Raw genomic sequence first — 23,086 nt, 5'->3', positions numbered from 1 at the left:
TTTTAAGTAGTAAGTAGTAAGGTTTTCTTTATTACTTATTATTTAAAAATTACTACTTAATACTTACAAAACAATGGCAAATTTAAAGGAAATCCGTAATAGAATTACTTCCGTTTCATCGACGATGCAAATTACATCGGCAATGAAAATGGTTTCTGCAGCAAAGCTAAAGAAAGCACAAGATGCAATCACAGCAATGCGCCCTTATGCCGAAAAATTAACGGAATTATTGCAAAATCTTTCTGCTACACTCGAAGGTGATGCTGGTGGTGAATATACGACACAACGCGAAATCAAGAAAGTATTACTTGTTGTAGTAACTTCTAACAGAGGTTTGGCAGGTGCTTTTAATACGAATGCAATCAAAGAAGCTAAAAGCCGTGCTGAATTTTACGCAGGGAAACAAGTTGATATTTTTGCTATTGGTAAAAAAGGAAATGATGTTTTAAGCAAAACATTATCGGTTGTAGACAATCAAAGTACTGTTTTTGATGATTTGACTTTTGATAATGTGGCCAAAATTGCCGATTCACTAATGGAGAAATTCGTTGCCGGTGAATACGATAAAATTGAGTTGATTTACAACCAATTTAAAAATGCAGCTACACAAATCATTCAAACAGAACAATTTTTGCCCTTAGCGTCCCTAAAATCTGATCTTACGGTTAATCCTGGAGATTATATTTTTGAACCTTCAAAAGAGGAAATTGTGTTAACATTGATTCCAAAATCATTGAAAACACAGTTGTATAAAGGGATTCGTGATTCATTTGCTTCAGAGCACGGAGCGCGTATGACTGCGATGCACAAAGCAACTGACAATGCAACCGAATTGAGAAATCAATTGAAATTAACATACAACAAAGCACGTCAAGCTGCTATTACTAACGAAATCTTGGAGATTGTTGGTGGAGCAGAAGCGTTGAATGGGTAATATAGTATTGATTCAAAATATATTCTAAGAGCCAACACCTGTTGGCTCTTTTTTTGTTTAATTTTATAGTTTAAAATAATTCCTTAAAGAATGAATTTAGAAATTAGAGAACTCACCACAAAACAAGAAATGCTGTCGCAATATCCTGTCATGCAACATCTATATAGCAATTTTACTTTAGAAAAATACGATTCCTATCTTACGGAAATGATTCTGCATAATTACATACAAATCGCCGTTTTTGAAAAGGAGGTTTGTGTTGGACTCTCAGGATTGTGGTCAGGTATTAAACTATGGTCTGGTAAATATATGGAAATCGACAACTTTATTGTGCATCCGGAGCATCGTAAAAAAGGCATTGGCAAAATGATGACGGATTATGTTGATGCTAAAGCAAAAGAACTGGGCTGTACCATGATTGTGCTAGATGCTTTTACCGGCAACTTTACCGCACATCGCTTTTATTACAACCAAGGGTATGTACCAAAAGGATTTCATTTTCTTAAGATTTTGAATGAAGAAGGATTAAGTTAAATCTAAAGTTATGAAAGGATATAAAAAAATTAGTTTCGTATTGATTACTGCTATCAGCCTTACTTTTTGTGCTATGAAACACGAACTTCAAACGGAATTTCCTCAAGAAATACAATCAGTATTCTACCAAAAAGTCAAAAAAGGTACGGAAAGCAGCGTGATCAATTTTTATATCGAATTCAAAAAACCGCTTGCGGCAAACATCAAACTGGAAAAAATCTACTTTCACAATCAAGAATCTCTAGTTCAGGAAATTACACCAAAAGACTTTAAATCTTCATTTTTACAAAGTATTAAAAAAGAAGATTTGATTATGGATAAAAATCCTGCCAAAGAATATGGCAATAAAGCACCGGTCGTTCATAAATCTAAATTTGATTTAAAATCCAATGAAGCAGTTTTGGAATATACGAAAAACGGTAAAACCCTTTTTTATAAAATATCGAATGTCCTAGAAAAACCCTTGCGATAATTTTTTGCAATTGAAAAGCTTTTGTAATTGATTTTTCTCTTTCAAAACAAACATTCACTTCATCGGTTTAAACCAAAGAATTAGTTATTTTTGTTTCCTTAATTTTAATAAAAACACCATTTTGGGATTATATAAAAATCTTTTTAAACAGACCGCCATTTATGGATTAGCAACGGTTGTGCCGCGAATGTTCAGTTTTTTTTTGGTGCCCTTATACACGGATTTACTTCCAAAAGCAGAATATGGGAAGGTTTCCATCATTTTTGCCGGCATGATTTTCTTCAATGTCATTCTTTCTTACGGAATGGAAACCGCTTTTTTCAGGTTTTATAACAAAGAAACTAATAAGAATTCGGTAGTTGAAACTACGTCCGTTTCCATTTTTTGGACTTCCATTGCGTTCTTATTCTTAGCCTTATTATTCCGAAATACTATATCCAGTTGGGCTGAAATAGACGAACAATACATTAGTTACACTATTTGGATTTTAGTGCTTGATGCCTTGGTAATTATTCCATTTTCTAAATTAAGAGTCAATCAGCAACCCATAAAATACGCCATAATCAAAATAGGAAATGTAGCCGTCAATTTGTTTCTGAGCCTTTTCTTTTTGAGTTATTTACCCGCGATTGCAAAATCAAATCCTGACAGTATTTTACGTTCTTTATACTTGGAAGATTTTCAAATAGGCTATATTTTTGTGTCCAATATTGTTGCCAGCTTGCTGACATTTATACTGCTGTCACCCAATTATTTCAAACTCAAATGGCATTTTGATTATTCGCTGTGGAAACGCATGATGCAGTACGGAATGCCAATTATGGTTGCCGGAATTGCATTTGCCATCAACGAACAGTTCGACAAAATACTTTTAGGCTATTTATTGCCACCAGATATTGCCGCCGCCGAAGTAGGAGTGTATTCCGCTTGTTACAAGCTTGGGTTGTTCATGGTTTTGTATCGTACGGCATATACGCTAGGAATTGAGCCTTTCTTTTTTAGTCACTCGGATAATAAAAACGCACCACAAACGTATGCTACAATTACCAAATATTTTGTGATTTTTGGGTCTTTTATATTACTGTCCGTCATCGTTTTTGCGGATGTATTAAAAGTCATTATGATTCGGGATGAGTCCTATTGGGAAGCCATGAAAGTAGTACCGCTGATTATTCTTGCCAACTTTTTCTTAGGCATTTACACCAATCTTTCCGTTTGGTACAAACTAATAGATAAAACCCATGTTGGTGCCTATATTTCTATCGTGGGAGCCATAATTACACTGGTGTTAAATTACTTGCTGATCCCAACAATGAGTTATTACGGCTCGGCAATCGCCACTATTGCAGCGTACGGAAGCATGATGACCATCTCCTATTATTTTGGGAATAAGTATTATCCTATTCCGTATGACACCAATAAAATACTTATGTATTTACTGATTTCAGTAGGATTTTCGGCAGTTTCTTTTTATGGTTTCAGGGAGAATTATTACGTAGGAATCACGTTATTACTGGTGTTTATGTATTTTATATACCACAATGAAAAAGAATTATTAATCAAAATGTTGAATCGAAAAAAGAATTAGAATCTAGTTTTTAGGAGCTATTTCCTGCTTTTTGCTGTATCTTTTCTTTTTTATAGAAAAAAAGAAAAGGATGCCGCTTCAATCAGGGCTAAAAAATCGAAAACAGTAAAAAAGAATATGTAAGTACAAGTCATAACTTGTCCCTCCTATATTCCTATTTTTAAATAAAAAACAATGACAATAAACATCATCAATAAATCACAACATGCCTTGCCTAACTATGAAACCATAGCCTCGGCAGGAATGGACTTACGAGCCAACTTATCGGAATCCATAACACTAAAACCACTGGAAAGAGCCATCGTAAAAACAGGTCTTTTTATCGAATTGCCAATTGGTTTCGAAGCGCAAGTTCGTCCAAGAAGCGGTCTGGCGGCTAAAAACGGAATTACGGTACTGAATGCTCCCGGAACAGTAGATGCCGATTATCGTGGCGAAATTGGAGTTATTTTAGTAAATTTATCCAATGAAGATTTCGTGATCCAAAACGGAGAACGCATTGCCCAACTCATCATCGCAAAACACGAACGTGCGGAGTGGATTGAAGTTCAGGAACTGACAGAAACTTCCAGAGGAGAAGGTGGTTTTGGAAGTACTGGAGTGAAATAAATTTAATAATTTAAAGATTGAAAAATTTAAAGATTTGTGATAATTTTTAAATTTTTCGATCGTTTAATCTTTCAATAAAAAAAAACATGAAAATAATTGTCCCAATGGCCGGCCGTGGCTCACGCCTTCGCCCACATACATTAACCATTCCTAAACCATTAATTCCTATCGCCGGAAAACCAATCGTTCATCGCTTGGTAGAGGATATTGCCGGTGTTTTGAATCAAGATATTGAAGAAGTAGCTTTTATTATTCATGAAACATTTGGCAAAAAAGTTGAAGAAGAACTACTTGCTATCGCGCAAAAACTAGGCGCCAAAGGAACTATTTATTACCAAAACGAAGCTTTAGGAACCGGTCACGCCATTATGTGTGCTAAAGATTCTTTGAGCGGACCAGCAGTTATCGCTTATGCCGATACGTTAATTCGTGCAGATTTCGATTTAGACCAAAATGCCGACAGCGTGATTTGGGTAAAACAAGTGGATGAACCCGAAGCTTTTGGTGTTGTAAAACTGAATGAAGCGAATGAAATAGTAGAATTAGTAGAGAAACCGGCAACTTTTGTATCCGATCTTGCCGTAATTGGAATCTATTATTTTAAAGATGTTGCCGTGCTGAAAAATGAACTGCAATTAGTATTAGATAACAATATTATCCACGGTGGCGAATACCAGATAAATGACGGTATCAAACAAATGATGGCCAAAGGCATGAAATTTGTTCCCGGTAAAGTGGACGAATGGATGGATTGTGGCAACAAGAATGTAACTGTGGAAACCAATTCTAGAATGTTAGGATTCTTGCATAATGATGGGGAACATTTGGTGGATTTTGATGTCAAATTAGAGAATTCGACTATTATTCCGCCTTGTTATATTGGTAAAAATGTAGTTCTGACAAACGCAACTGTTGGTCCTAATGTATCTTTAGGAGACGGATGTCATGTTTCAAACAGTACGATACAAAACAGTTTGGTGCAAACGCATTCTCATATTAAAAATGCGAATTTGGACAATGCGATGATCGGGAATCACGCTAGTTTTGATGGAAATTTCACTAGTATTAGTATTGGAGATTATTCGGTATTGGAGTAAAAGGATTCAATTAATGCACTAAGCAATAAGAATAAAACAATGTTGCATTTTTTTTACCATATAAGTCATGTAAGTTTAAGTTTCAATTGTGTTAGCCGTATGTAACTTAAACAATCATAAGGTCATTTAAGGTTTAATTCTTGTATGACTTATATATTAAATATTTCACTCATTTTTTAGTATGACATTAAATAGGTCCAACTACTTTAATGCTATAATCAAAAATAAAAGTATTTAATTTTAAACATACGAGTCTTGTAAGGCTATGTGGCTTCGCTTAAATGAACTATTAGTTTTACTTGAATTAATTCAAAACTTATATGACTAATATGTTTAAACAAGTATGCGACGAAAGTTATTATTTGTAATGTTAAGTGGTATTATATAATAAAGATTCAGGATTAAAAATACAGCATGAAAAAAAGCGCTTTCATAATTTTTTTTCTCGTTTTGCAATGCAATTCGGCCTTGCTGTGGGCGCAAACGGAGCCCGAAGAAATCAAGCTTGATACCGATCAGTTTCAGGAACTTTTTTATGAATCCTTACTTCAAAAAGGCATTGAAAATTATGATAAAGCGATAGTAGCATTGGATAAAGCCAATAAACTAAAACCTAATGATGCAAGCGTTTACTATGAATTGGGAAAGAATTATTTAGCATTAAAAGAATATAAAAGCGCCTATAATTATTTTGAAAACGCCACTAAGATTGATCCTAAAAACAAATGGTTTTGGATCGGAATGTATGATGTGAGTTACGATACTAAAAATTTCACTCAGGGAATTGCCGTTATCAATAAGTTGATTGAATTTGATCCAAAATACAAAGAAGATTTGACCTCACTTTATATGGGGACCAATCAGTTTGAGAAAGCTTTGGCGTTAATTCAGGAACTCAATGAAACTATTGGAAAAACAGATAGAAGGGAATTATACAAAAGCCAAATCTTGTCCGAAGGGAAGTTTCAAAACAACGAAATTTCGAATCTGGAAGGATTGATTGTTAAAAACCCGCAAGAAGAGTCTAATTATATCAGTTTAATATTTTTGTATTCGAAAAATAATGAAGAAACAAAAGCTTTTGAAACCGTCAAAAAACTAGAAAAAGCAATTCCAGATTCGGAGTGGGCGCAAGTGAGTTTATTCAAGAATTATTTAGATTCAAATGACGCACCAAAAGCTATAAAAGCAATGAATATTGTTTTGGCTAGTGCCAAAATAGATTCAAAAATTAAACATCGGATTCTAAATGAATTTTTGATTTTCTCTGATAAGAATCCGCAATATTCGCCTGATTTAGAAAAAGCCGTTGGTTATTTCGAAAATGACAAATCGGTTGATGTTGCGAAAGAAATTGGAAAATTTTTTCACGCTAAAAAACAATGGGAAAAAGCCATTATTTATTATGAAAAATCCGTTAGTAATGGAGTAGGCGATGTTATTGAAACGCATTTACTTTTGCTTCAAGCGCTTACTGAGCGTAAACAATTTGATCTGGTAGCCAAGAAAGCTCTGGAACTAGTAGAGACTTTTCCAACGCAGCCTCAGTTTTATTATTATGTTGGTTTGGCTAACAATCAGCTGCAGCAATTTAAAAAAGCGAAGGATTTTTTAGAAATGGGCATGGATTATGTAGTGGAGAATAAGGAATTGGAAATAAATTTCAATATCCAAATTGGAGAAGCGTATAATGGTTTGGGAGATTTCAAGAAAAAAGACTTGTTTTTTGCTAAAGCCAATCAATTATTAAAAGAAAAAAAATGATCAAAAAAATTTCAATACTAGTACTGCTTACTGTTTTTATGGTTTCTTGTAAATCGAAAGCCATTGCAGTTTCGGCCAGTAATCAGCCAGTTGCAGCGGCAGAAAAAATGTCGGCCAAAAAAATAATAGAAAATCATTACAACAATAAAAATGAATTTTCTACATTATATATTAAGTCAAGTGCCCGTTATGCCGATGATAAACAAACGCAAAATGTTACTGCTGAAATCAAAATCAAGAAAGATGAACAGATTTTGGTAAGCATTCGTTTTCTGGGAATTACAATGGCAAAAGCATTAATCACTCCTAAAACAGTGAGCTATTACGAAAAGATAAACGGGAAATATTTTGAAGGTGATTTCAGTAGCTTAAGCCAATGGTTAGGAACGGATTTAGATTACAATAAAATCCAGAACATGTTGTTAGGTCAGGCAATTGATGATTTGACCAAAGGGAAATATTTGGAAACGTTATTGGAACAAACGTATCGATTGGATGATACATCGAATAAGAATACAAAAAAATCATTCTTTTTGGATTCCGATAAATTTTTAGTTCAAAAACAAGAAATCACGCAAACTGCCGAAGAGCGAATGATCAAAGTAGCTTACGCTGACAACAAAGTGTATAATGAAGCTGTTTTGCCTACTAGCGTTTTAATCAATACGTTTCAGAAGAAAGGAAACACCGAAATTAATCTGGAATACAACTCGGTAACTTTCAATGAAGAACTTTCTTTTCCTTATAGTGTTCCAAATGGGTACAAAAGAATTATAATTAAGTAAATTAGCAAAAATATTTTTCCGATATGCCAAAATTTCTCCTAAGCCTAATTTTTATCTGTATGACTTCATTACTGTGGAGTCAGGAATCACAACAAGAAAAATTAGAAGAACGTAAAGCTCAAATTCAAAAAGAAATTAGAGAAAATGAAAAGTTATTACAATCTGTAAAGAAAAAAGAAAAATCTGCTGTCAATGTAGTAATCATTCAAAGCACTAAAATAAAGCTTAAAGAAAAATTAATAAACACGACTGAAAAGCAAACCAAATTGCTGAGTAATGACATGTATATTAATCAAGTTCAGATTAATAAATTGAAGAAAGAATTGGCAGAACTGAAGGAGGATTATGCCGAAATGATTGTCAAATCGTATAAAAGTCGTTCATCGGAAAGTAGAGCGATGTTTTTATTATCATCTGAAAATTTTTTACAGGCGTACAAAAGAGCGCAGTATATGAAACAATATACCGGTTACCGCAAAATGCAGGGTGAAGAAATAAAAACGAAGTCTAATAAGCTTACTGATTTCAATCAAAAACTGAATGTACAAAAAACAGCAAAACAAAAACTGATTGCTGAAAATGAAAAAGAGCGCTTATCACTCGAAAAAGAGAAAAAGGAGCAATTGAAGTTAGTAAACGTTATCCAAAAAGACAAAAAGAAGATAGCCCAAGAAATCAAGAAAAAACAGCAGGAATACAGAACGATTGACAGACAAATCAATAAATTGATTCGGGAAGCAATTGCTGCAGCCAATAGAAAAGCGGCCTTAGAAAAAGCGAAAGCCAATCCAAGTGCGCCTGTTTCAAGAGCTGCCGTTTCATCGTCCAAAATTGAGTTGACGCCTGAATCAAAAATTATTGCAGATAATTTTAGAGCTAACAGAGGAAGATTGCCTTATCCGGTTGAAAAAGGATATGTGTCATTAGGATACGGAAACCAAACGCATCCTTTATTTAATACGATAACCGTACACAATAGTGGTGTGGAAATTACTACTGATAAAGGCGCAAGTGCCAGAGCCGTTTTTGGCGGAGAAGTAACCAGTGTTATTGTATTGTCACCCGTAAACAAAGCGGTAATGATACAACATGGAGATTACTTCACAGTATATCAGAATTTAAGTTCAGTAAATGTAAGTAAAGGGGATAAAGTAAGTATCAAGCAAAGTTTGGGGAAAGTAAGAACCAATGGGGAAACAGGAAAAACGATCATTAAATTCCTAATCCTCCAGAATACGACTTATAACAATCCTGAGGGTTGGTTGTCTCCGAGATAACGAAAGTTACATTATAAATGAAAAAGCACTATTATATTCCTTGGAATACGATAGTGCTTTTTTTATGGCTGTAATTTGTAGTTAATAAACTCATTAGAACTAAACTCATCGAAGGTTTCATAAAAACCTTTTCATCTGTTGTATTGCTAATTAATAGTTCGTGGCATTGATTTTATTGGATAAAAAATCAAAATTAGAAGCTTTTTAATTTGCTATTCTGTTTTATTAAAAGAAGAGTTTATGGATTTCATCATCCCTTCAGTAGACCAAGTTCCGGAAACAATAATACGCCTAATGGTATATAATGGATCTACAGGATCTCTTTTGGTAGACAAGATATAAGCCATTTCATAACCACTTTTCTTAATTTCAGGAATTGCAGCCGTATTCCATAAACCAAACGGATACGCAAAATCGGTTACCGGTTTCCCTATAATATCTTCCAGTTTTGCTTTTGGTTTGACTAATTGTGTATTCCAGTCGTCGCCAGCATATTTTGTGACCATATGATGATCCCAAGTATGCGCACCTACCACATGCCCGTCGTCAGATAAGCTTTTAATTTGCTCTTTGCTCATATATCCCGGTCGGTTAATAGAAACAGTCATGATGAAAAACACGCCTTTAAAACCGTATTTTTTCATCTCGGCTGCGCCAATGCTGAATTGTTCTTCTCGCGTATCATCAAAGGTAATCATTACTGGATTTGAAGGCAACGGTACATCATATGCGAGATAGTCGTTCAATTGATTGGGTAAAATACTATGATAACCGGCATCAGATAAGGCTTTCATTTGCTGTGCAAAATTTGATGGTGAAACCGTATATGTTTTTGTCATTTCACCATCACCCGCTTTCAATTCTTTAATATTATGATAACATAAAATGGGAACTTCTTTTTTCGAAAGAATGGTTGCGGCATCAGCAGCTACTTTTTTTGGTGCTACAACTTTTGCGGGAGTAACAACAAGCGGAACTTCCGGAACTATTTTACGGGGTTCAGATTTACAGCTTACCATTAAAAATAGTCCAACGAAAACGGAATAAAAAATATTTTTCATGAATTCAATGGTAAATTATTGGTATTGAATGTAAATAGGTTTTGGAGTAAATTTCACTAATTCTTCTGGGCTGTACATTTTCCAGTCGTTTTTATTGTCATTTTTATAGAATAATTTAAAACCGGCAAATTGTACAGGTTCTCTATAAATATAACTTACGTAAGAATCTTTTTTTAATACTTTACTTCCAAAGCCATCCATATCCATAACGATTTGAACTTCGGGAACGGTTTTGATGTCTTTATAATTTTTGACCATTCCTTGTGTAAAACGGTGTATTACTAACACTTTTGGAGTCAGTTTATTTTTGCGCACAATATCTGCCAAAATAGTAATCGCGTCGTTAATATCCGCTGCCGTAAAATGCCCAATTTTAGAACCTGGACGCTCTCCGTTTTTCATCGAAAATTCAGGGTCAATTCCAAGGTGTACATTTGGCATAGAGAGATATTTTTCTAATTCCGCCACTTCAGATTTAACCGTACTGTGACCTACTTGAATATCTAAAAACACTAATGCATTGATGGGTTTTGCCCAGCTAATCACAGTGTCAATTTGTTTAAAAGGCATTCGTAAGCGGTGCATATTGTTTTTCCCCGGAGCACCTTGAGCAGTAACAGCAATGTAATGCAAGGCAGGAATTGCTTTAACAGTAGAATCTGCTGCCTGCCATTTAGCTACTTCGCCTTGCAGTTTTGCCAGCATTTCTTTTCTAGGGAGTTCGCCTAGAATCCCCATTCTAGTGGAATATAAATTTCCGTAATACGCAATAATTCTATTGTATGGTAATAACGCTCCCGGCAAAGGATAGGGCGCTTTTACAGGCCATCTTCCGGTAGTGTCATTGTTGCTTAAGGCAATCATTCTTTTGTTAAAATCAACAGTGTCAATTGTCAGAGTAGGCGTTTTTTCTTTAATGACGGTTTTTACAGTGTCTGATTTTTCTGTAGCGGTTACACCATCTGCCGCTTTTCCTTTTTCACAGGAAATGGTCATAAGCAGTAATGGAAGTGCAAGTAATGCAATAGCTGATTTTTTCATATATTAATTCTAATTTTTTTAATGTAAAGATAAAGTATTTTAGAAGCGAGAAGTCATTTAGAATTGTGTTTCAAAGCCTATTTATTACATAATTTACGGGTTCTAGTTTCAAATTTCTTCTAATTCAATATTCAAACGAAATCTATTTCATATAATTGTAAGGTCGTGATTATAATTAAAAAAAACAGTTTGCTTTGGTCACAATTTCAGAATAACTTTTGGAAATAAAAAGAAAAGGCTAACTTTATAAACGCTTTTATTCATTCAAATACTCAAACAATTGTTCAAAAATCCCATTACTTTTCTTCTTTTTCTATGTTGTGCAACTGCTGTTTTTTGCCAAGTAAAAAAAGATACCATTGCTCTTTCAGAAGTCACGTTGAAAGGTTCACCAATCAAAAATATACTTCAAAATGTTGCGGCATCCGTTTCAGTGATTACTACTGCTGACATCAATAAAAGTGACGGAATTATATTGACTCCGGTTCTAAACAAAATTCCCGGTGTGACCATGCAACAAGGTGCTTTGAACACCAACAGGATAACGATTCGTGGCATTGGCGCGCGATCTCAGTATGGAACCAATAAGATAAAAGCCTATTTTGATGGGATTCCATTAACTTCGGGTGAAGGTGAAACTACGATTGACGATATTGATTTGGCAGCAATTGAAAAAATAGAAATCATAAAAGGACCAAATTCCACTAGTTTTGGATCTGGTTTGGGTGGTGTGATTCAGCTGTTTTCAAGAGAAACTCCATTGCTGGAATCGTTTGGGAAATCAACAGTCACTTTAGGGAGTTATGGGTTGTTGCAAAGCCGAATTTCCGCAGGATACAGTGATTCCAAAACGAATGTATTCACCAGTTATACAGATTTAGAAAGCGATGGGTTTAGAGCCAATAGTTCCTATAACAGAAAATCATTTAACCTGCACGGCAAACAAAAAATTGGTTCCAAAGGTAATTTATCATTTTTGGGAACGTTCACCCGATTGAAAGCTTATATCCCAAGTTCTATCAATGAGACGGATTTAAAAAACAATCCAGAGAAGGCAGCCGCTACTTGGGCAGCCGCACAAGGTTTTGAGTCGTTTGATAAATTCATGTTAGGATTAGGATACGATCATCAATTATCTAAAAAATGGTCCATACAAACCAGTGTTTTTTCTAATTTTAAAGATGCTTATGAGCCCAGACCGTTTGATATTTTGGATGAAAATATAAGTTCGGCGGGTTTTCGTTCCAATGTAAATTATAAAGACCAATTGTTTTCTTTGCCGTTTGAACTAAGTTTTGGCACCGAGTTATTAACAGAAAAATACGAGTATTCCCTTTTTGAAAATTTGTACCAATCGAAACCGGGTCAGGGAAGTATTCAAGGTGATGAATTCAGTGGCATCAAACAAAACCGAAATTATAGCAACTACTTTTTACAAATGGAACTTTGGATTTCCAAAAAGATGCACTTGGAAACTGGAGTGGCATTAAACACAACCAAATATTCGTTAGAAGATGTTTTCGAAAATAATTCTGGTGGTCAAAAAAAGCCATTTACTTTTGGAAATGTTTGGTCGCCAAGAGTTGGTTTGTCCTATAAAGTAAGGAATGGGAAAAATATATTTACGTCCGTCAGCAAAGGATTTTCGGTTCCTTCAGTTGCAGAAACATTAACCCCCGAAGGTCAAATAAATACCAATTTGAAACCAGAAATAGGTTGGAATTATGAATTGGGTTTCAAAGGAAACTGGCTTAAAAATAAAGTATACACGGAAGTAACGTTTTATACCACACAAATTGAAAATTTACTAGTGGCACGACGCACCGCCGATGACCAATTTGTAGGCATTAATGCAGGCAGTAATTCACATTCGGGTTCTGAATTCTTGGTTAATTACAAACTTTTGGAACTAACACATTTTCAAATTACACCTTATTTTTCAGGAGCGGTTAATAACTTTAAATTCAAAGAATTCTTGGATGGTGACGCGGATTATTCGGGAAACCAATTGACTGGTGTTCCCGAAAAGCAATTTAATTTTGGAGTAGATTTAAACACAAAAAACGGATTTAGTGTAAACACGTCTTTCCGAACGATGGGTAAAATTCCGTTAAACGATTCCAATACAAAATACAGTGAGCGGTATTCGTTGCTTGATATAAAAACGACCTATGTTTTTACGATTCTTAAAATCTTGAAAACAGAGCTGAATGCCGGAATTAATAACGCTTTAGACACCAAATATGCGGCTAATATTTTGCCTAATGCAGTTGGTTTTGGCGCTGCTGCTCCGCGTTATTTTTATCCGGGAAATCCAGTCAATTATTACGGTGGTTTTTCAGTAGCGTATGTTTTTTAGATAGAAATCCTAAGTCCACATTTTATTTTTTTATGGCAGCGACTTCTTTCTCGGTAACGACTTTCGTTTGTTTATTGCTCCAAGAAGTCATGATGTAATTCATTACATCAGCCACTTCCTGATCCGTAAGTCCCATGGGAGGCATGATGTTGTTGTACTTTATTTTATTGACAACAATTTCGCCACTTTGTCCAAATTTTACCGCAGCAATACTTTGATTTCTTTTGGTTTTTAACCAGTCAGAACCATCAAGAGGAGGGAAGTTCTTAGTGTCTCCTTTGCCATTTGCACCATGACATTGCATGCAAAAATCAGCATATATTTCTTTTCCAGGAGACTGCAGTTTTGAAACAGCAGCGGTTTCGGTATTCAAGTCAATATAGTTGTCTGCGGAAAATGGGTTTTCGAAAGAGAAGCTTCCCAATACAAACACACCAAATCCCCAAAATAATTTCGTTGTCAACATCAGTTAGTTCGGTATAATTTTTACGATTCCTTTTCCTTCAACGCCCATATAAATATAGCCATCCGGGCCTTGCACAACATTACGTACGCGACCAATATCAGTAGCAATTTTTTGTCTGCCAATAACTTCATTGCCTTTCAACTTTAGCAATTCAAGGTATTGGAATTTCAAAGAACCTACCAATAAATGTCCTTTCCAGTCGGGATATTTATCACCGGTTACAAAAGTCATTCCGCTTGGTGCGATAGACGGCAACCAATAATAAATAGGTTTTTCAATGCCTGGTTTGTCGTTTTCTTTACTAATTGTTGTTCCGTCATAATCGATTCCATAGGTAACCACTGGCCATCCATAATTAGCTCCTTTTTTTATGATATTGATTTCATCTCCACCTTGAGGTCCGTGTTCATGTGCCCAAATTTCCCCTGTTAATGGGTTTTTTGCAATTCCTTGCGGATTGCGATTCCCGTAGGTATAAATCGCTTCTTTTGCGCCAGTCTGACCCACAAAAGGATTGTCTTTAGGAATACTTCCATCATCATTTAATCGGTATATTTTCCCGCCATCGCGTTTAGTGTCTTGTGGATTTACAAAATGTTCGCCACGTTCACCAACAGAAAAATACAAATAGCCATCGTTGTCAAATACAATTCGGGAGCCAAAATGCTGTCCTTTTGTAGTGTTCGGAGTCGCTTTGTAAAGTGATTCGATTTGTGTGAGACTTCCGTCCAATAATTTGGCTCGAATGAGTTTTGTGTTGCCGCCGTTTCCTTCACCTTCATCTGAAGCAAAAGTCATATAAATCCAGCCATTTTTAGCATAATTAGGATGTAAAACGATGTCTAGCAATCCGCCTTGTCCACGAGAATATACTTTGGGAACATTTTTTATTTCGGTTTTTGCTCCGTTTTTGACGTGATACAGAATACCACTTTTTTCGGTAACTAACATGCTGCCGTCTGGCAACCAAGTCATACCCCAAGGGATAGCAATATCGGAGGCCACGGTTTCGAGTGTATAGTTTTTTACTTCATCTTTAATAGGAATGTCATTGGATTTTACCTGAGCATCACAACTGAAAGAAAGAAGAGATATAATTGAAAGAGAAACTAATGTGATTTTTTTCATGAGTTTGGTTTTTGAGTCTTTGTAAGACATAAATCTTTTTTAAAGGTAGTAAAAGAGGATTTAAATATTCAATTCAGTATTTATTTTTACTTAGAATTAACAAAATGAAAGGAGGGAATCCTTCTTTTTAGAATCGTATTTTAAATTATAATTTTAGAATTAGACATAAAAAACCCCCAAAATAGTGTCTAACTTTTTGGGGGCAGTCTATTTCAAGGTGGTTTAATTGTAATTTACTTATTTCTTAACGCTGTAGTTGGCAGTTCTGGCGTCTTTGATTATCCCTTTCCAGTTTAATCCAAAACCAAAATCATACACATTTCCATCAGCATCCTTATACGGAATCATGTCGTGAGGAACGTCTTCCAGTTGTTTTTCAACGGTTGACATATTCAACGGCATTTGTAAAGGCAGTAATCCGGAAGGTTCTGTTTTACCAGAGACAATATCTAGCAAAGCTTCTACTTGTACGCCAAATTCTCCCACGATGGCATCAACCTCTTTTTCAAATTCTCCAAAAACCATCGGATTAGAAATATTCACAGTAACTAAAACTGGCTTTCCATTCATCGCTTTCTTCGTTTCCAGAATGGTGTTTAAATCTGGATATGAATTTGATTTTGACGTTTTATTCAAATACGAACGGTTCGTAATGGTTGGGTCAATTTCAGGGTCTCCAGCTGCAATACTTTGCGCTCTGGCATCGACTGCGATATAATCTTTTAATTGCAAACTGATTGGCACATATCCATTTCCGCCGGCTTCTCTGTCGGCTCTGCTGTATCCGCCACTTATCGGGCTTTTGATAAATACAATCGCAAAATCCGCTTTAGCAGGATCTTCCGTTACGGTATAATATTTTTTAATTAACTCTAAATTAACCGGATATTCAATTTTTTCAGGAGATGGCTGACCAAAAAAGTTGATTCCTGCCGGAGTAACTCTCTTTGGAATATAAACCGTCTTTCCTTTTGCAATTGGCAACGTTTTATTTTGGTTTTTAATCAGCACAACCGACTTCAACTGCGCATCGTATCCAGCTTTCATAAACTCCGGTTTTCCCACAATAGCTTTGGTCTCATTAGGATCTAAATAGGCATTTTCGAATAATCCTACTCGGAATATATTCAAAAGCAAACGAACTGCTGATTGCTCAAAACGCTTGCGCATGAATGGTTCACCGTGTTCTTTTATCCCCATTTGATATGCTTCAAGTACTGGATTAATGTCATTATTGCCACCAAATTGATCCACTCCCGCCATTAGGACTTTATAATGTCTTTCGGCCACACTTAATTTTTCAACACCCCAAGATTTACCCGAAAAAACATCCGGTTTAGCTCCTTCATCTGCAGTAATCAACCAATCGGTACAAACCACTCCTTCATACCCGTATTGGTCTCGTAATAAATCGGTAATAATGTATTTACTGAATCCGTTACCTACATTCTCCCCATATTTTTTATCCTGACCATACGAAATGGTGTAATACGGCATCACTGCGGAGGCTTTTTTAGTAGCTCCCTTTAATTGAAAAGCGCCTTCAGTAAAGGGTTTCAAATGGGTTTCGAAATTATTTCCCGGATATACTGCAAATTTTCCATACGCAAAATGTCCATCACGACCTCCTTCTTCCGGACCACCACTTGGCCAGTGTTTAATCATTGCATTGACACTTTGATTTCCCCATCCTTCATACGCATTAATCGATTTTGGAGATGTTTGAAACCCGTCTACATAAGCTCTTGCCATATCAGTTGCGAGTTTTGGGTCTTCGCCAAAAGTACCCACAAAACGATTCCATCTTGGTTCTGTTGCCAAATCAATTTGTGGTGATAGCGCTGTGGTGATTCCCATCGCTCTATATTCTTTGGCAGCAATTGCGCCAAATTGTTCCGTGATAGCAGCATCAAAAGTAGCGGCTAGTCCTAATTCTTCTGGCCATTGTGAGATAGCGCCACCAGAACCCGCATTGTATTCAGCATCTTTATTGGCACCGTTTCGTGGATCAGAACTGTTGTTAGACGGAATTCCCATTCCTATACCTTCAACTAAAGCTTGTATATTATTATTCCAAGTAGCAGCAACCTTTGGACTTTCAACAGAAGTCATCAACACATGACGTAAATTGTCTTTAGTTAAAAATGCAACTTGCTGGTCAGACAAATCAGATGACTTTGCACCACTTTTTGAAAATGGTTTTCCGTTGTAAGTTCCAGTAAACATTCCTGCTTCTTGAGCTGGAATAGCTTGGTGCCTGCTGTACAACATTAATCCGGCCATTTGTTCCACTGTCATTTTAGAGGCAAGATCTTTGGCACGTTCTACTACCGGTTTTCTCCAATCTTCATAAATATCTAACTTGCCGTTTTTGTTTAAATCTTTAAAAGCCAAACCATCAACTTGTATGATTTTAATTCCTGATTTTGGCGAATAGCCTAATGTTTGACCTCCTTTATTTTGTATAATAGTATGAGATTCTTTAGTGGTTTCGGTCCATTTGGATTGTGCCTTCAATGATACAGCTAGTAACAATAAAGACGGGAGGAGGAAGATTTTTGATTTCATGATGGTTTATTTATCAGTGTAATAGCATTTTATAGTTTCCAAATGTAAAAAATAAATGTGTTATTTCGACACATTGAAAAATTATTTTTAGGTTATTCCAATATGGTTTAAATACCACATTAATTATTGCCTCTCATAGCTTAATTATGTTGGTGATTTGCTATTATTGTTTAACTTTGCACTTGTTTTATTAAACAAAAAATATTTTTTCAATTGATATCTACATAAAATTGTAAAAAGCGTTTTGTTTATGAAGTAGGGTTAAGATAGAAAAGTGTTGATTAAATAAACATTTTTGTACCAATAGAAATATTACAAATAATATAGAATAGGTATTAATTTACTCCTTTTGAAAATTAATTATCTTGAATTAAAAGAAAAAGTAAATGGAAAATAAAAAACCAGATAATGTTGTATACACAGTCGAAGCAGGATATAATGCCAATGTTTTGCCTTACGCAACTGGAGTTGGAGCACCCGTAATTAGAGTTGACGATGTGGTTTCCTGGAAAAGCAGAGGGATTGATAATGTGAATAAAGAGCTAGGGAATAAATTTAATGAACTCAAGCTTCAATATGAAAAGTTAATGCAAGAATACGAATGGAACGAATTAGTATACAGCGCTAAATTTTCATTTGAACCCGTTATTGGCGAAATCTATCATTTGTACAGAGATGCTGAAGGCGTAAACTTTCTTTCGTTGATAGGTCCGAACGAATGGAATAAAGAACATATTGGTACTTTTAAACTCAACAGTGATAAAAAATGGATTCTCCTGAATGTAGTTGATTCGCAGCTGTACTAATCTAAAATAATCAAGATAATTTGGAGATAGAGCGTTTCTTTATATTTCTAAAAACAGAATAGTTTTCTAAAAATGGCATTGAACTCATCGTGTTGTTTTCTTTGTATTTTACGTATGATTTTTAATTTTTGTATTCAAGATTGGCAATAAATCCTAATCGTTCTTTTTTAATTGTATTTTTATCCAGGCATTAAACAAAGGAACTATGGAAGAAATTTTAAGACAACAAATTGAGAAAATTGTACCATTAACAGATGATGAATTTCGATTAGTGCTGTCTCACTTTTCGGTTGGTAACTATAAAAAACATCAATATATTGTTCAGCAGGAAAATCCTGTTCCGTATGTTCATTTTGTTGTAAAAGGGCTGCTGAAATCATTTTACATCGACAAATCGGGAAAGAGTCATATTTTGCAATTTGCAATGGAAGATTGGTGGATTACAGACAATCAAGGATTTTATAAGGAAGAAAACGCCACACTCAATATCGATTGCTTGGAAGACGCGCAAACCTATTATATTACGCTGGAAAATAGAGATCAACTCTGTGTAGCATTACTCAAAATGGAATTCTTCTTTTTGCAAAAAATGACGGCCGGAAATATTGCTCTTCAAAACCGCATTTTATCGTTGATGAGCAAAAATTCAGAAGAACGATACATTCAATTTATCCAATTATATCCGGATTTAATTCATCGCATTCCTAAAACTTTAATAGCATCGTATCTTGGTATTTCAAGAGAAACATTGAGTCGTTTATCGCATTGATGTGATATAGGTCACAAATTATCTGTGACGTATGTCCTTTATAATCCATGGAATGTTTTAGAATTTTGTACTTGATAAAATTTTAAAACAGAAATATGGAAAATATAGCACTAGTTGTTGGAGCAACCGGAATAACGGGTAGCAATCTCGCAGAAAAACTTATTGCTAAAGGGTGGACGACTTTCGGGTTAGCCAGAAATCCACGAAAAGATATAGAGAACCTTCAGCCTGTTGCTGCAGATCTTTTGGATTTGCAGAATTTAAAAACAGCTTTAAAAGACATTTCTCCCACTCACATTTACATTACAACTTGGATGCGTCAGGATTCTGAAGCCGAAAACATTCGGGTAAATAGCTTGATGATAAGGAACCTTCTCGAGGCATTATCTCCAAAAAATTCAGTGCAACACGTAGCACTTGTTACAGGATTGAAACATTATCTTGGACCGTTTGAGGCTTACGCCAAAGAAGGATTTTTGCCCGAAACTCCACTTAGGGAAGAGCAGCCGCGTCTTGATTTAGAGAATTTTTATTATGCTCAGGAAGATGAGGTCTATGCTGCTGCAGCCCGAGATGGTTTTACATGGAGCATCCACCGCCCGCACACGGTTATAGGAAAAGCAGTAGGCAACTTAATGAATCTTGGTACGACGCTCGCTGTATTTGCCAGCATTTGTAAAGAAACAGGCAAGCCATTTCAGTGGCCGGGTTCAGCAGCACAATGGAATGGACTTTCGGATGTTACGGATGCCAGAGTTTTGGCAGAACATTTAATATGGGCTTCCACTACTGCTGCGGCTCGTAACGAAGCATTCAACGTGGTCAATGGAGATTTTTTTCGTTGGAAATGGCTTTGGAACAAATTAGCGGAATCGTTCGGGATAGAGGCAATAGGTTTTGATGGTACGATTCATCCTCTTGAGGAACAAATGATACAAGAAGCTCCGGTCTGGAAAAATATGGCTACAAAACATGCTCTTGACGAGTCTGATTTAAACAAGCTGGCTTCTCCTTGGCATACGGATCTTGATTTAGGACGCCCGATAGAAGTGATGACGGATATGTCTAAAAGTCGCAAACTTGGTTTCCCTGTTTTTCAAAGTACTGAAGATTCCTTTCACGATTTGTTTGAACAGCTTCGCGCGGACCGATTGATTCCTTAGTTATCTTAAGTAGTCTGAAAGAAATAAAAAAAGAGGATTCAAAACGTACTGTTTTGAATCCTCTTTTTTATTTCTTGTAAACGTGAATGTGCAAAGTTGGTTTAATAACTTCCTACCAATTATATTACTTTCACTACCGCCTTAAAACAAAAAAGACCTTACATTGCTGTAAAGTCTTTTTAAAAAGCTCCCTCTCTTGGGCTCGAACCAAGGACCCTCTGATTAACAGTCAGTCTCATATTCGTTGTATTTCTTAGTTTTTACTAACAAATAGTAGTGAAACAACTTATTAGCTAGCCTATGATTTATCATTTTTTAGCATTTTTTCACACTTTTTATTTTAAATGTTTAACCTATGTTTGACCTGAATAAATATGATGATTATAAAAATTTGCCTTAAACTCAACTTCTATAAATTCATATTTTTAATATTTTTCACTAGAATTAAAGATACGTTTATTATCTAATATAACATCAAATTTAATTTCAAGTATTGACCTATAGTCATAGTAGAGATACAGGGTTACTACAATAAGTACTATAATGATAATTTTATTATAGGTTTTCAAATTTGGTTTTAGCAATGACATAATACCTAAAGACATTAGGATTGTTGCAAAGAAATAATACCATAGCATTAAAAATGCAAATATTATGTTTAATGCAAAATAAAGAATTGGCAGCCCAAAGCAAATAGACAAGTACACATAGATAACATTAACTGTTTTAAGTTTTATTTTATCAGAGAATGCATTTAGTAAAAAGAACACTAGTACAACTAAGGATACTGAAGCTAAAAACAAATATAAGTATTCCATCATTGATTAATTATTTTATGTATTCTAAAAACTTGATTATGTGGCTACAAAACAAATCACTTTTGACATCACTAAGAGGTAATCAAAGTGTTTAAATTTGAAAAAATCCTAAATAATTATTTAATGCCTTGCATACTTCTTATTGAAGCATCATTATTATAGTTTTTAGAATCTTGCAATACTTTTAGTTGCATGGGAGTTAATTTTTTCTTTTGAACATTTTGTTGTTTTTGTGGCAATACTTTTTTTACTACATTATCTTTTATAATTATACTATTCAAAAATTCATGAATATCATTATTCCAATATTCCTCTTCAGTAACTCTGTAGCTTATTGTAAAACGAATCAAATAAGTTTTATCCATAAAGGTCAATGTTCTATCTAATATTTCAGGATCTTGGTTTATTTTACTGATGCATTCGAAATCAATAAAGTTTTTGTTTTTCAAATTTATTTTGGATACTGAGGATGTTTTCAGGACTTGTGTATTTGGCATTTTTTCTATTGTTGACGTAAAATATGTGCCAAGTTTGCCTAAAAATTCTTTAGAGTATTCTCTAGTTTTTTGATTGGTGTCAAAATTCCCGTATTCAATTTTAACTAATATCCTTGAATACAATTTAATTTTGTTAGATATATCATTCATTCCTTTAGGTTGAAGAATATATTGTGATTTAGAACCTTTAAAATCTAACTCCTTTAATATTTTGTCTTTGTCTTCATTTATTTTAGAATTTGTTCTTAGTTCGTATTTTTCTGGAATTTGGAACTCTAATAAGTTCCCGTATTTAATGGTATTACTTTCTTGTGCTACAAGGATATGGGCAAAGAAGAGGGCGGTACTTAATAATAGACTTTTCATTTTTATATAAGATTGATTTTTCAAAGTAATTTATTTTCTATATCATTCCCTTACGGATTTCCTCATTGTGGTAAAATAAACGCTTAGTTGTCTTTTATGATAACCAGAACAATCAAATATAGTTCAAATTTTGACTTATCGTAAAAGATAATTAAAATTTGGAAGAGTCACTACAAATAAAGGTTGGTAAGCGTATTCAGGAAATTAGAGTTGAGAAAAATATATCTCAACAAGATTTGGCTGCTAGGTGCAACTTTGAAAAAAGTAATATGTCCAGATTAGAAGCAGGTAGAGCCAATGCTACGCTATCTACATTGGAAGTAGTGGCTAAAGCTTTAAATGTAAATATTGCTGATTTTTTTAAATTCTAATCATCATCTTTACCCACAAATTCTAGTTCTTTATCAAGAAGATATAACATTAATAGAGCCTTATCATTTATCCCTTTTATACTAATCAAATAGTCTATAAGTCTGTAAACGTATAGATCCTTGATTATTATCCGAGGAACAATAGCTACAGGTTTTTCAAACTTTTCGCAGTTGTAATCTAAGTTTTCACAAAAATCTAAATTTCTAAAACAGGTACATTTAGATAACTCACAAGTAACCTTATCGGGAAAGAGTAAAGCCAAATTAAACTTTTTGGTGATTAAGTCATTCTGTTCTATAGAATTCCAATCCCATTTGTCTCTGTATTTTTCCAATAGAGGATAACTCCATTTAATTTTTGAATTGTATGATAGTATGTTAAAATCTAATTTGTCATTGTAGAATTCAATATCATCATCTGTAAATGTATATAGTTCTGCAATACTATCTTTTAAGAATTGCATTCTTACTTCTCTTGGGAAATTTAAATATTTTTTGAACTTATCCATTTAAAAAAATAATGTTGTATTAAGCAGCAAATTAATGAAAACGCTATTAATAGTAATCGGTAAAAAAGTAAATATTGGAAATTTAGCTATTTTAAGGTGTGTGT

The 23,086-nt window shown here is 34.6% G+C and carries 21 protein-coding genes; 14 read left to right on the top strand and 7 right to left on the bottom strand.

The genetic code is table 11. The annotated features are described in order from the left end of the window. The first annotated feature begins 73 nt into the window (after positions 1–73). The 9 genes from atpG to DR871_RS03985 all read left to right on the top strand — a co-directional run bounded on the left by atpG (position 74) and on the right by DR871_RS03985 (position 9,060). The gene (gene atpG / locus DR871_RS04025) at positions 74–934 is read left to right on the top strand and encodes an ATP synthase F1 subunit gamma (protein ID WP_113664749.1); all 861 of its coding nucleotides are present in this window, start codon (positions 74–76) and stop codon (positions 932–934) included. A 90-nt stretch (positions 935–1,024) separates the two neighbouring features. Beyond that, positions 1,025–1,468 carry a GNAT family N-acetyltransferase gene (locus tag DR871_RS04020; protein WP_113664750.1) on the top strand — a complete coding sequence of 148 codons (444 nt, stop codon included), beginning with the start codon at positions 1,025–1,027 and terminating at the stop codon, positions 1,466–1,468. A 10-nt stretch (positions 1,469–1,478) separates the two neighbouring features. After that, on the top strand, positions 1,479–1,940 hold the full coding sequence (locus tag DR871_RS04015; protein WP_113664751.1) for a hypothetical protein: 462 nt from the start codon (positions 1,479–1,481) through the stop codon (positions 1,938–1,940). Positions 1,941–2,061: 121 nt separating this feature from the next. After that, positions 2,062–3,528 (top strand): lipopolysaccharide biosynthesis protein, encoded by a 1,467-nt coding sequence (locus DR871_RS04010; protein ID WP_113664752.1) that lies wholly within the window; start codon positions 2,062–2,064, stop codon positions 3,526–3,528. Between the two features lie 174 nt (positions 3,529–3,702). Continuing rightward, positions 3,703–4,137, top strand: coding sequence for a dUTP diphosphatase (gene dut / locus DR871_RS04005; RefSeq protein WP_113664753.1), 435 nt, complete (start codon positions 3,703–3,705; stop codon positions 4,135–4,137). An 86-nt stretch (positions 4,138–4,223) separates the two neighbouring features. Further along, positions 4,224–5,234, top strand: coding sequence for a sugar phosphate nucleotidyltransferase (locus DR871_RS04000; protein WP_113664754.1), 1,011 nt, complete (start codon positions 4,224–4,226; stop codon positions 5,232–5,234). Between the two features lie 414 nt (positions 5,235–5,648). Then, the gene (locus DR871_RS03995; protein ID WP_113664755.1) at positions 5,649–6,998 is read left to right on the top strand and encodes a tetratricopeptide repeat protein; all 1,350 of its coding nucleotides are present in this window, start codon (positions 5,649–5,651) and stop codon (positions 6,996–6,998) included. Next, complete coding sequence (locus DR871_RS03990) at positions 6,995–7,783, top strand: DUF4292 domain-containing protein (protein ID WP_113664756.1); 789 nt, start codon at positions 6,995–6,997, stop codon at positions 7,781–7,783. Before DR871_RS03995 ends, DR871_RS03990 begins: the two co-directional genes overlap by 4 nt. Positions 7,784–7,842: 59 nt before the next feature. Next, positions 7,843–9,060, top strand: a complete 1,218-nt coding sequence (locus DR871_RS03985; protein ID WP_241258500.1) for a murein hydrolase activator EnvC family protein — start codon at positions 7,843–7,845, stop codon at positions 9,058–9,060. Positions 9,061–9,272: 212 nt separating this feature from the next. Here the strand turns inward: DR871_RS03985 and DR871_RS03980 are convergent, their stop codons facing one another. Together DR871_RS03980 and DR871_RS03975 are read right to left on the bottom strand one after the other, a co-directional pair. After that, complete coding sequence (locus DR871_RS03980; protein ID WP_113664758.1) at positions 9,273–10,121, bottom strand: polysaccharide deacetylase family protein; 849 nt, start codon at positions 10,119–10,121, stop codon at positions 9,273–9,275. 15 nt (positions 10,122–10,136) lie between these two features. Continuing rightward, positions 10,137–11,162 (bottom strand): hypothetical protein, encoded by a 1,026-nt coding sequence (locus tag DR871_RS03975; protein WP_113664759.1) that lies wholly within the window; start codon positions 11,160–11,162, stop codon positions 10,137–10,139. Between the two features lie 280 nt (positions 11,163–11,442). On the opposite strand from DR871_RS03975, the gene DR871_RS03970 reads away from it, so the two are divergent. After that, positions 11,443–13,521, top strand: coding sequence for a TonB-dependent receptor family protein (locus DR871_RS03970; RefSeq protein ID WP_113664760.1), 2,079 nt, complete (start codon positions 11,443–11,445; stop codon positions 13,519–13,521). A gap of 22 nt (positions 13,522–13,543) precedes the next feature. Here the strand turns inward: DR871_RS03970 and DR871_RS03965 are convergent, their stop codons facing one another. The 3 genes from DR871_RS03965 to DR871_RS03955 all read right to left on the bottom strand — a co-directional run bounded on the left by DR871_RS03965 (position 13,544) and on the right by DR871_RS03955 (position 17,683). Further along, on the bottom strand, positions 13,544–13,987 hold the full coding sequence (locus tag DR871_RS03965; RefSeq protein WP_113664761.1) for a c-type cytochrome: 444 nt from the start codon (positions 13,985–13,987) through the stop codon (positions 13,544–13,546). Between the two features lie 3 nt (positions 13,988–13,990). After that, complete coding sequence (locus DR871_RS03960) at positions 13,991–15,115, bottom strand: PQQ-dependent sugar dehydrogenase (RefSeq protein ID WP_113665449.1); 1,125 nt, start codon at positions 15,113–15,115, stop codon at positions 13,991–13,993. Positions 15,116–15,352: 237 nt separating this feature from the next. Further along, entirely contained in the window at positions 15,353–17,683 is a 2,331-nt protein-coding gene (locus DR871_RS03955) for a glycoside hydrolase family 3 protein (RefSeq protein ID WP_113664762.1), read from the bottom strand. Positions 17,684–18,069: 386 nt separating this feature from the next. Here DR871_RS03955 and DR871_RS03950 point away from each other — a divergent pair, with 386 nt between their 5' ends. From DR871_RS03950 to DR871_RS03940, 3 genes are all read left to right on the top strand, one after another. Continuing rightward, positions 18,070–18,489 (top strand): DUF2452 domain-containing protein, encoded by a 420-nt coding sequence (locus DR871_RS03950; protein ID WP_113664763.1) that lies wholly within the window; start codon positions 18,070–18,072, stop codon positions 18,487–18,489. 205 nt (positions 18,490–18,694) lie between these two features. After that, on the top strand, positions 18,695–19,258 hold the full coding sequence (locus tag DR871_RS03945) for a Crp/Fnr family transcriptional regulator (protein WP_113664764.1): 564 nt from the start codon (positions 18,695–18,697) through the stop codon (positions 19,256–19,258). Positions 19,259–19,353: 95 nt separating this feature from the next. After that, entirely contained in the window at positions 19,354–20,421 is a 1,068-nt protein-coding gene (locus tag DR871_RS03940; RefSeq protein ID WP_113664765.1) for an SDR family oxidoreductase, read from the top strand. Positions 20,422–21,355: 934 nt separating this feature from the next. On the opposite strand, the gene DR871_RS03935 is transcribed toward DR871_RS03940, so the two are convergent. Beyond that, positions 21,356–22,126 (bottom strand): hypothetical protein, encoded by a 771-nt coding sequence (locus DR871_RS03935; protein ID WP_129752522.1) that lies wholly within the window; start codon positions 22,124–22,126, stop codon positions 21,356–21,358. 134 nt (positions 22,127–22,260) lie between these two features. Between DR871_RS03935 and DR871_RS03930 the strand changes: the two genes are divergently transcribed. Beyond that, positions 22,261–22,473 carry a helix-turn-helix domain-containing protein gene (locus DR871_RS03930; protein ID WP_113664768.1) on the top strand — a complete coding sequence of 71 codons (213 nt, stop codon included), beginning with the start codon at positions 22,261–22,263 and terminating at the stop codon, positions 22,471–22,473. Here DR871_RS03930 and DR871_RS03925 read toward each other — a convergent pair. Then, on the bottom strand, positions 22,470–22,982 hold the full coding sequence (locus tag DR871_RS03925) for a hypothetical protein (protein ID WP_113664769.1): 513 nt from the start codon (positions 22,980–22,982) through the stop codon (positions 22,470–22,472). The genes DR871_RS03930 and DR871_RS03925 overlap by 4 nt on opposite strands. Positions 22,983–23,086: the final 104 nt, after the last annotated feature.

This window comes from Flavobacterium petrolei (assembly GCF_003314435.2).
Taxonomy (GTDB): Bacteria; Bacteroidota; Bacteroidia; order Flavobacteriales; family Flavobacteriaceae; genus Flavobacterium; species Flavobacterium petrolei.
This window is presented reverse-complemented; position numbering and strand designations above follow the sequence as displayed.

Bases quoted from the DNA above. Each gene is read 5' to 3' on its own strand.
- atpG (WP_113664749.1), top strand. From the start codon at position 74: ATGGCAAATTTAAAGGAAATCCGTAATAGAATTACTTCCGTTTCATCG.
- DR871_RS04020 (WP_113664750.1), top strand. From the start codon at position 1,025: ATGAATTTAGAAATTAGAGAACTCACCACAAAACAAGAAATGCTGTCG.
- DR871_RS04015 (WP_113664751.1), top strand. From the start codon at position 1,479: ATGAAAGGATATAAAAAAATTAGTTTCGTATTGATTACTGCTATCAGC.
- dut (WP_113664753.1), top strand. From the start codon at position 3,703: ATGACAATAAACATCATCAATAAATCACAACATGCCTTGCCTAACTAT.
- DR871_RS04000 (WP_113664754.1), top strand. From the start codon at position 4,224: ATGAAAATAATTGTCCCAATGGCCGGCCGTGGCTCACGCCTTCGCCCA.
- DR871_RS03995 (WP_113664755.1), top strand. From the start codon at position 5,649: ATGAAAAAAAGCGCTTTCATAATTTTTTTTCTCGTTTTGCAATGCAAT.
- DR871_RS03990 (WP_113664756.1), top strand. From the start codon at position 6,995: ATGATCAAAAAAATTTCAATACTAGTACTGCTTACTGTTTTTATGGTT.
- DR871_RS03985 (WP_241258500.1), top strand. From the start codon at position 7,843: ATGACTTCATTACTGTGGAGTCAGGAATCACAACAAGAAAAATTAGAA.
- DR871_RS03980 (WP_113664758.1), bottom strand. From the start codon at position 10,121: ATGAAAAATATTTTTTATTCCGTTTTCGTTGGACTATTTTTAATGGTA.
- DR871_RS03975 (WP_113664759.1), bottom strand. From the start codon at position 11,162: ATGAAAAAATCAGCTATTGCATTACTTGCACTTCCATTACTGCTTATG.
- DR871_RS03965 (WP_113664761.1), bottom strand. From the start codon at position 13,987: ATGTTGACAACGAAATTATTTTGGGGATTTGGTGTGTTTGTATTGGGA.
- DR871_RS03960 (WP_113665449.1), bottom strand. From the start codon at position 15,115: ATGAAAAAAATCACATTAGTTTCTCTTTCAATTATATCTCTTCTTTCT.
- DR871_RS03955 (WP_113664762.1), bottom strand. From the start codon at position 17,683: ATGAAATCAAAAATCTTCCTCCTCCCGTCTTTATTGTTACTAGCTGTA.
- DR871_RS03950 (WP_113664763.1), top strand. From the start codon at position 18,070: ATGGAAAATAAAAAACCAGATAATGTTGTATACACAGTCGAAGCAGGA.
- DR871_RS03945 (WP_113664764.1), top strand. From the start codon at position 18,695: ATGGAAGAAATTTTAAGACAACAAATTGAGAAAATTGTACCATTAACA.
- DR871_RS03940 (WP_113664765.1), top strand. From the start codon at position 19,354: ATGGAAAATATAGCACTAGTTGTTGGAGCAACCGGAATAACGGGTAGC.
- DR871_RS03925 (WP_113664769.1), bottom strand. From the start codon at position 22,982: ATGGATAAGTTCAAAAAATATTTAAATTTCCCAAGAGAAGTAAGAATG.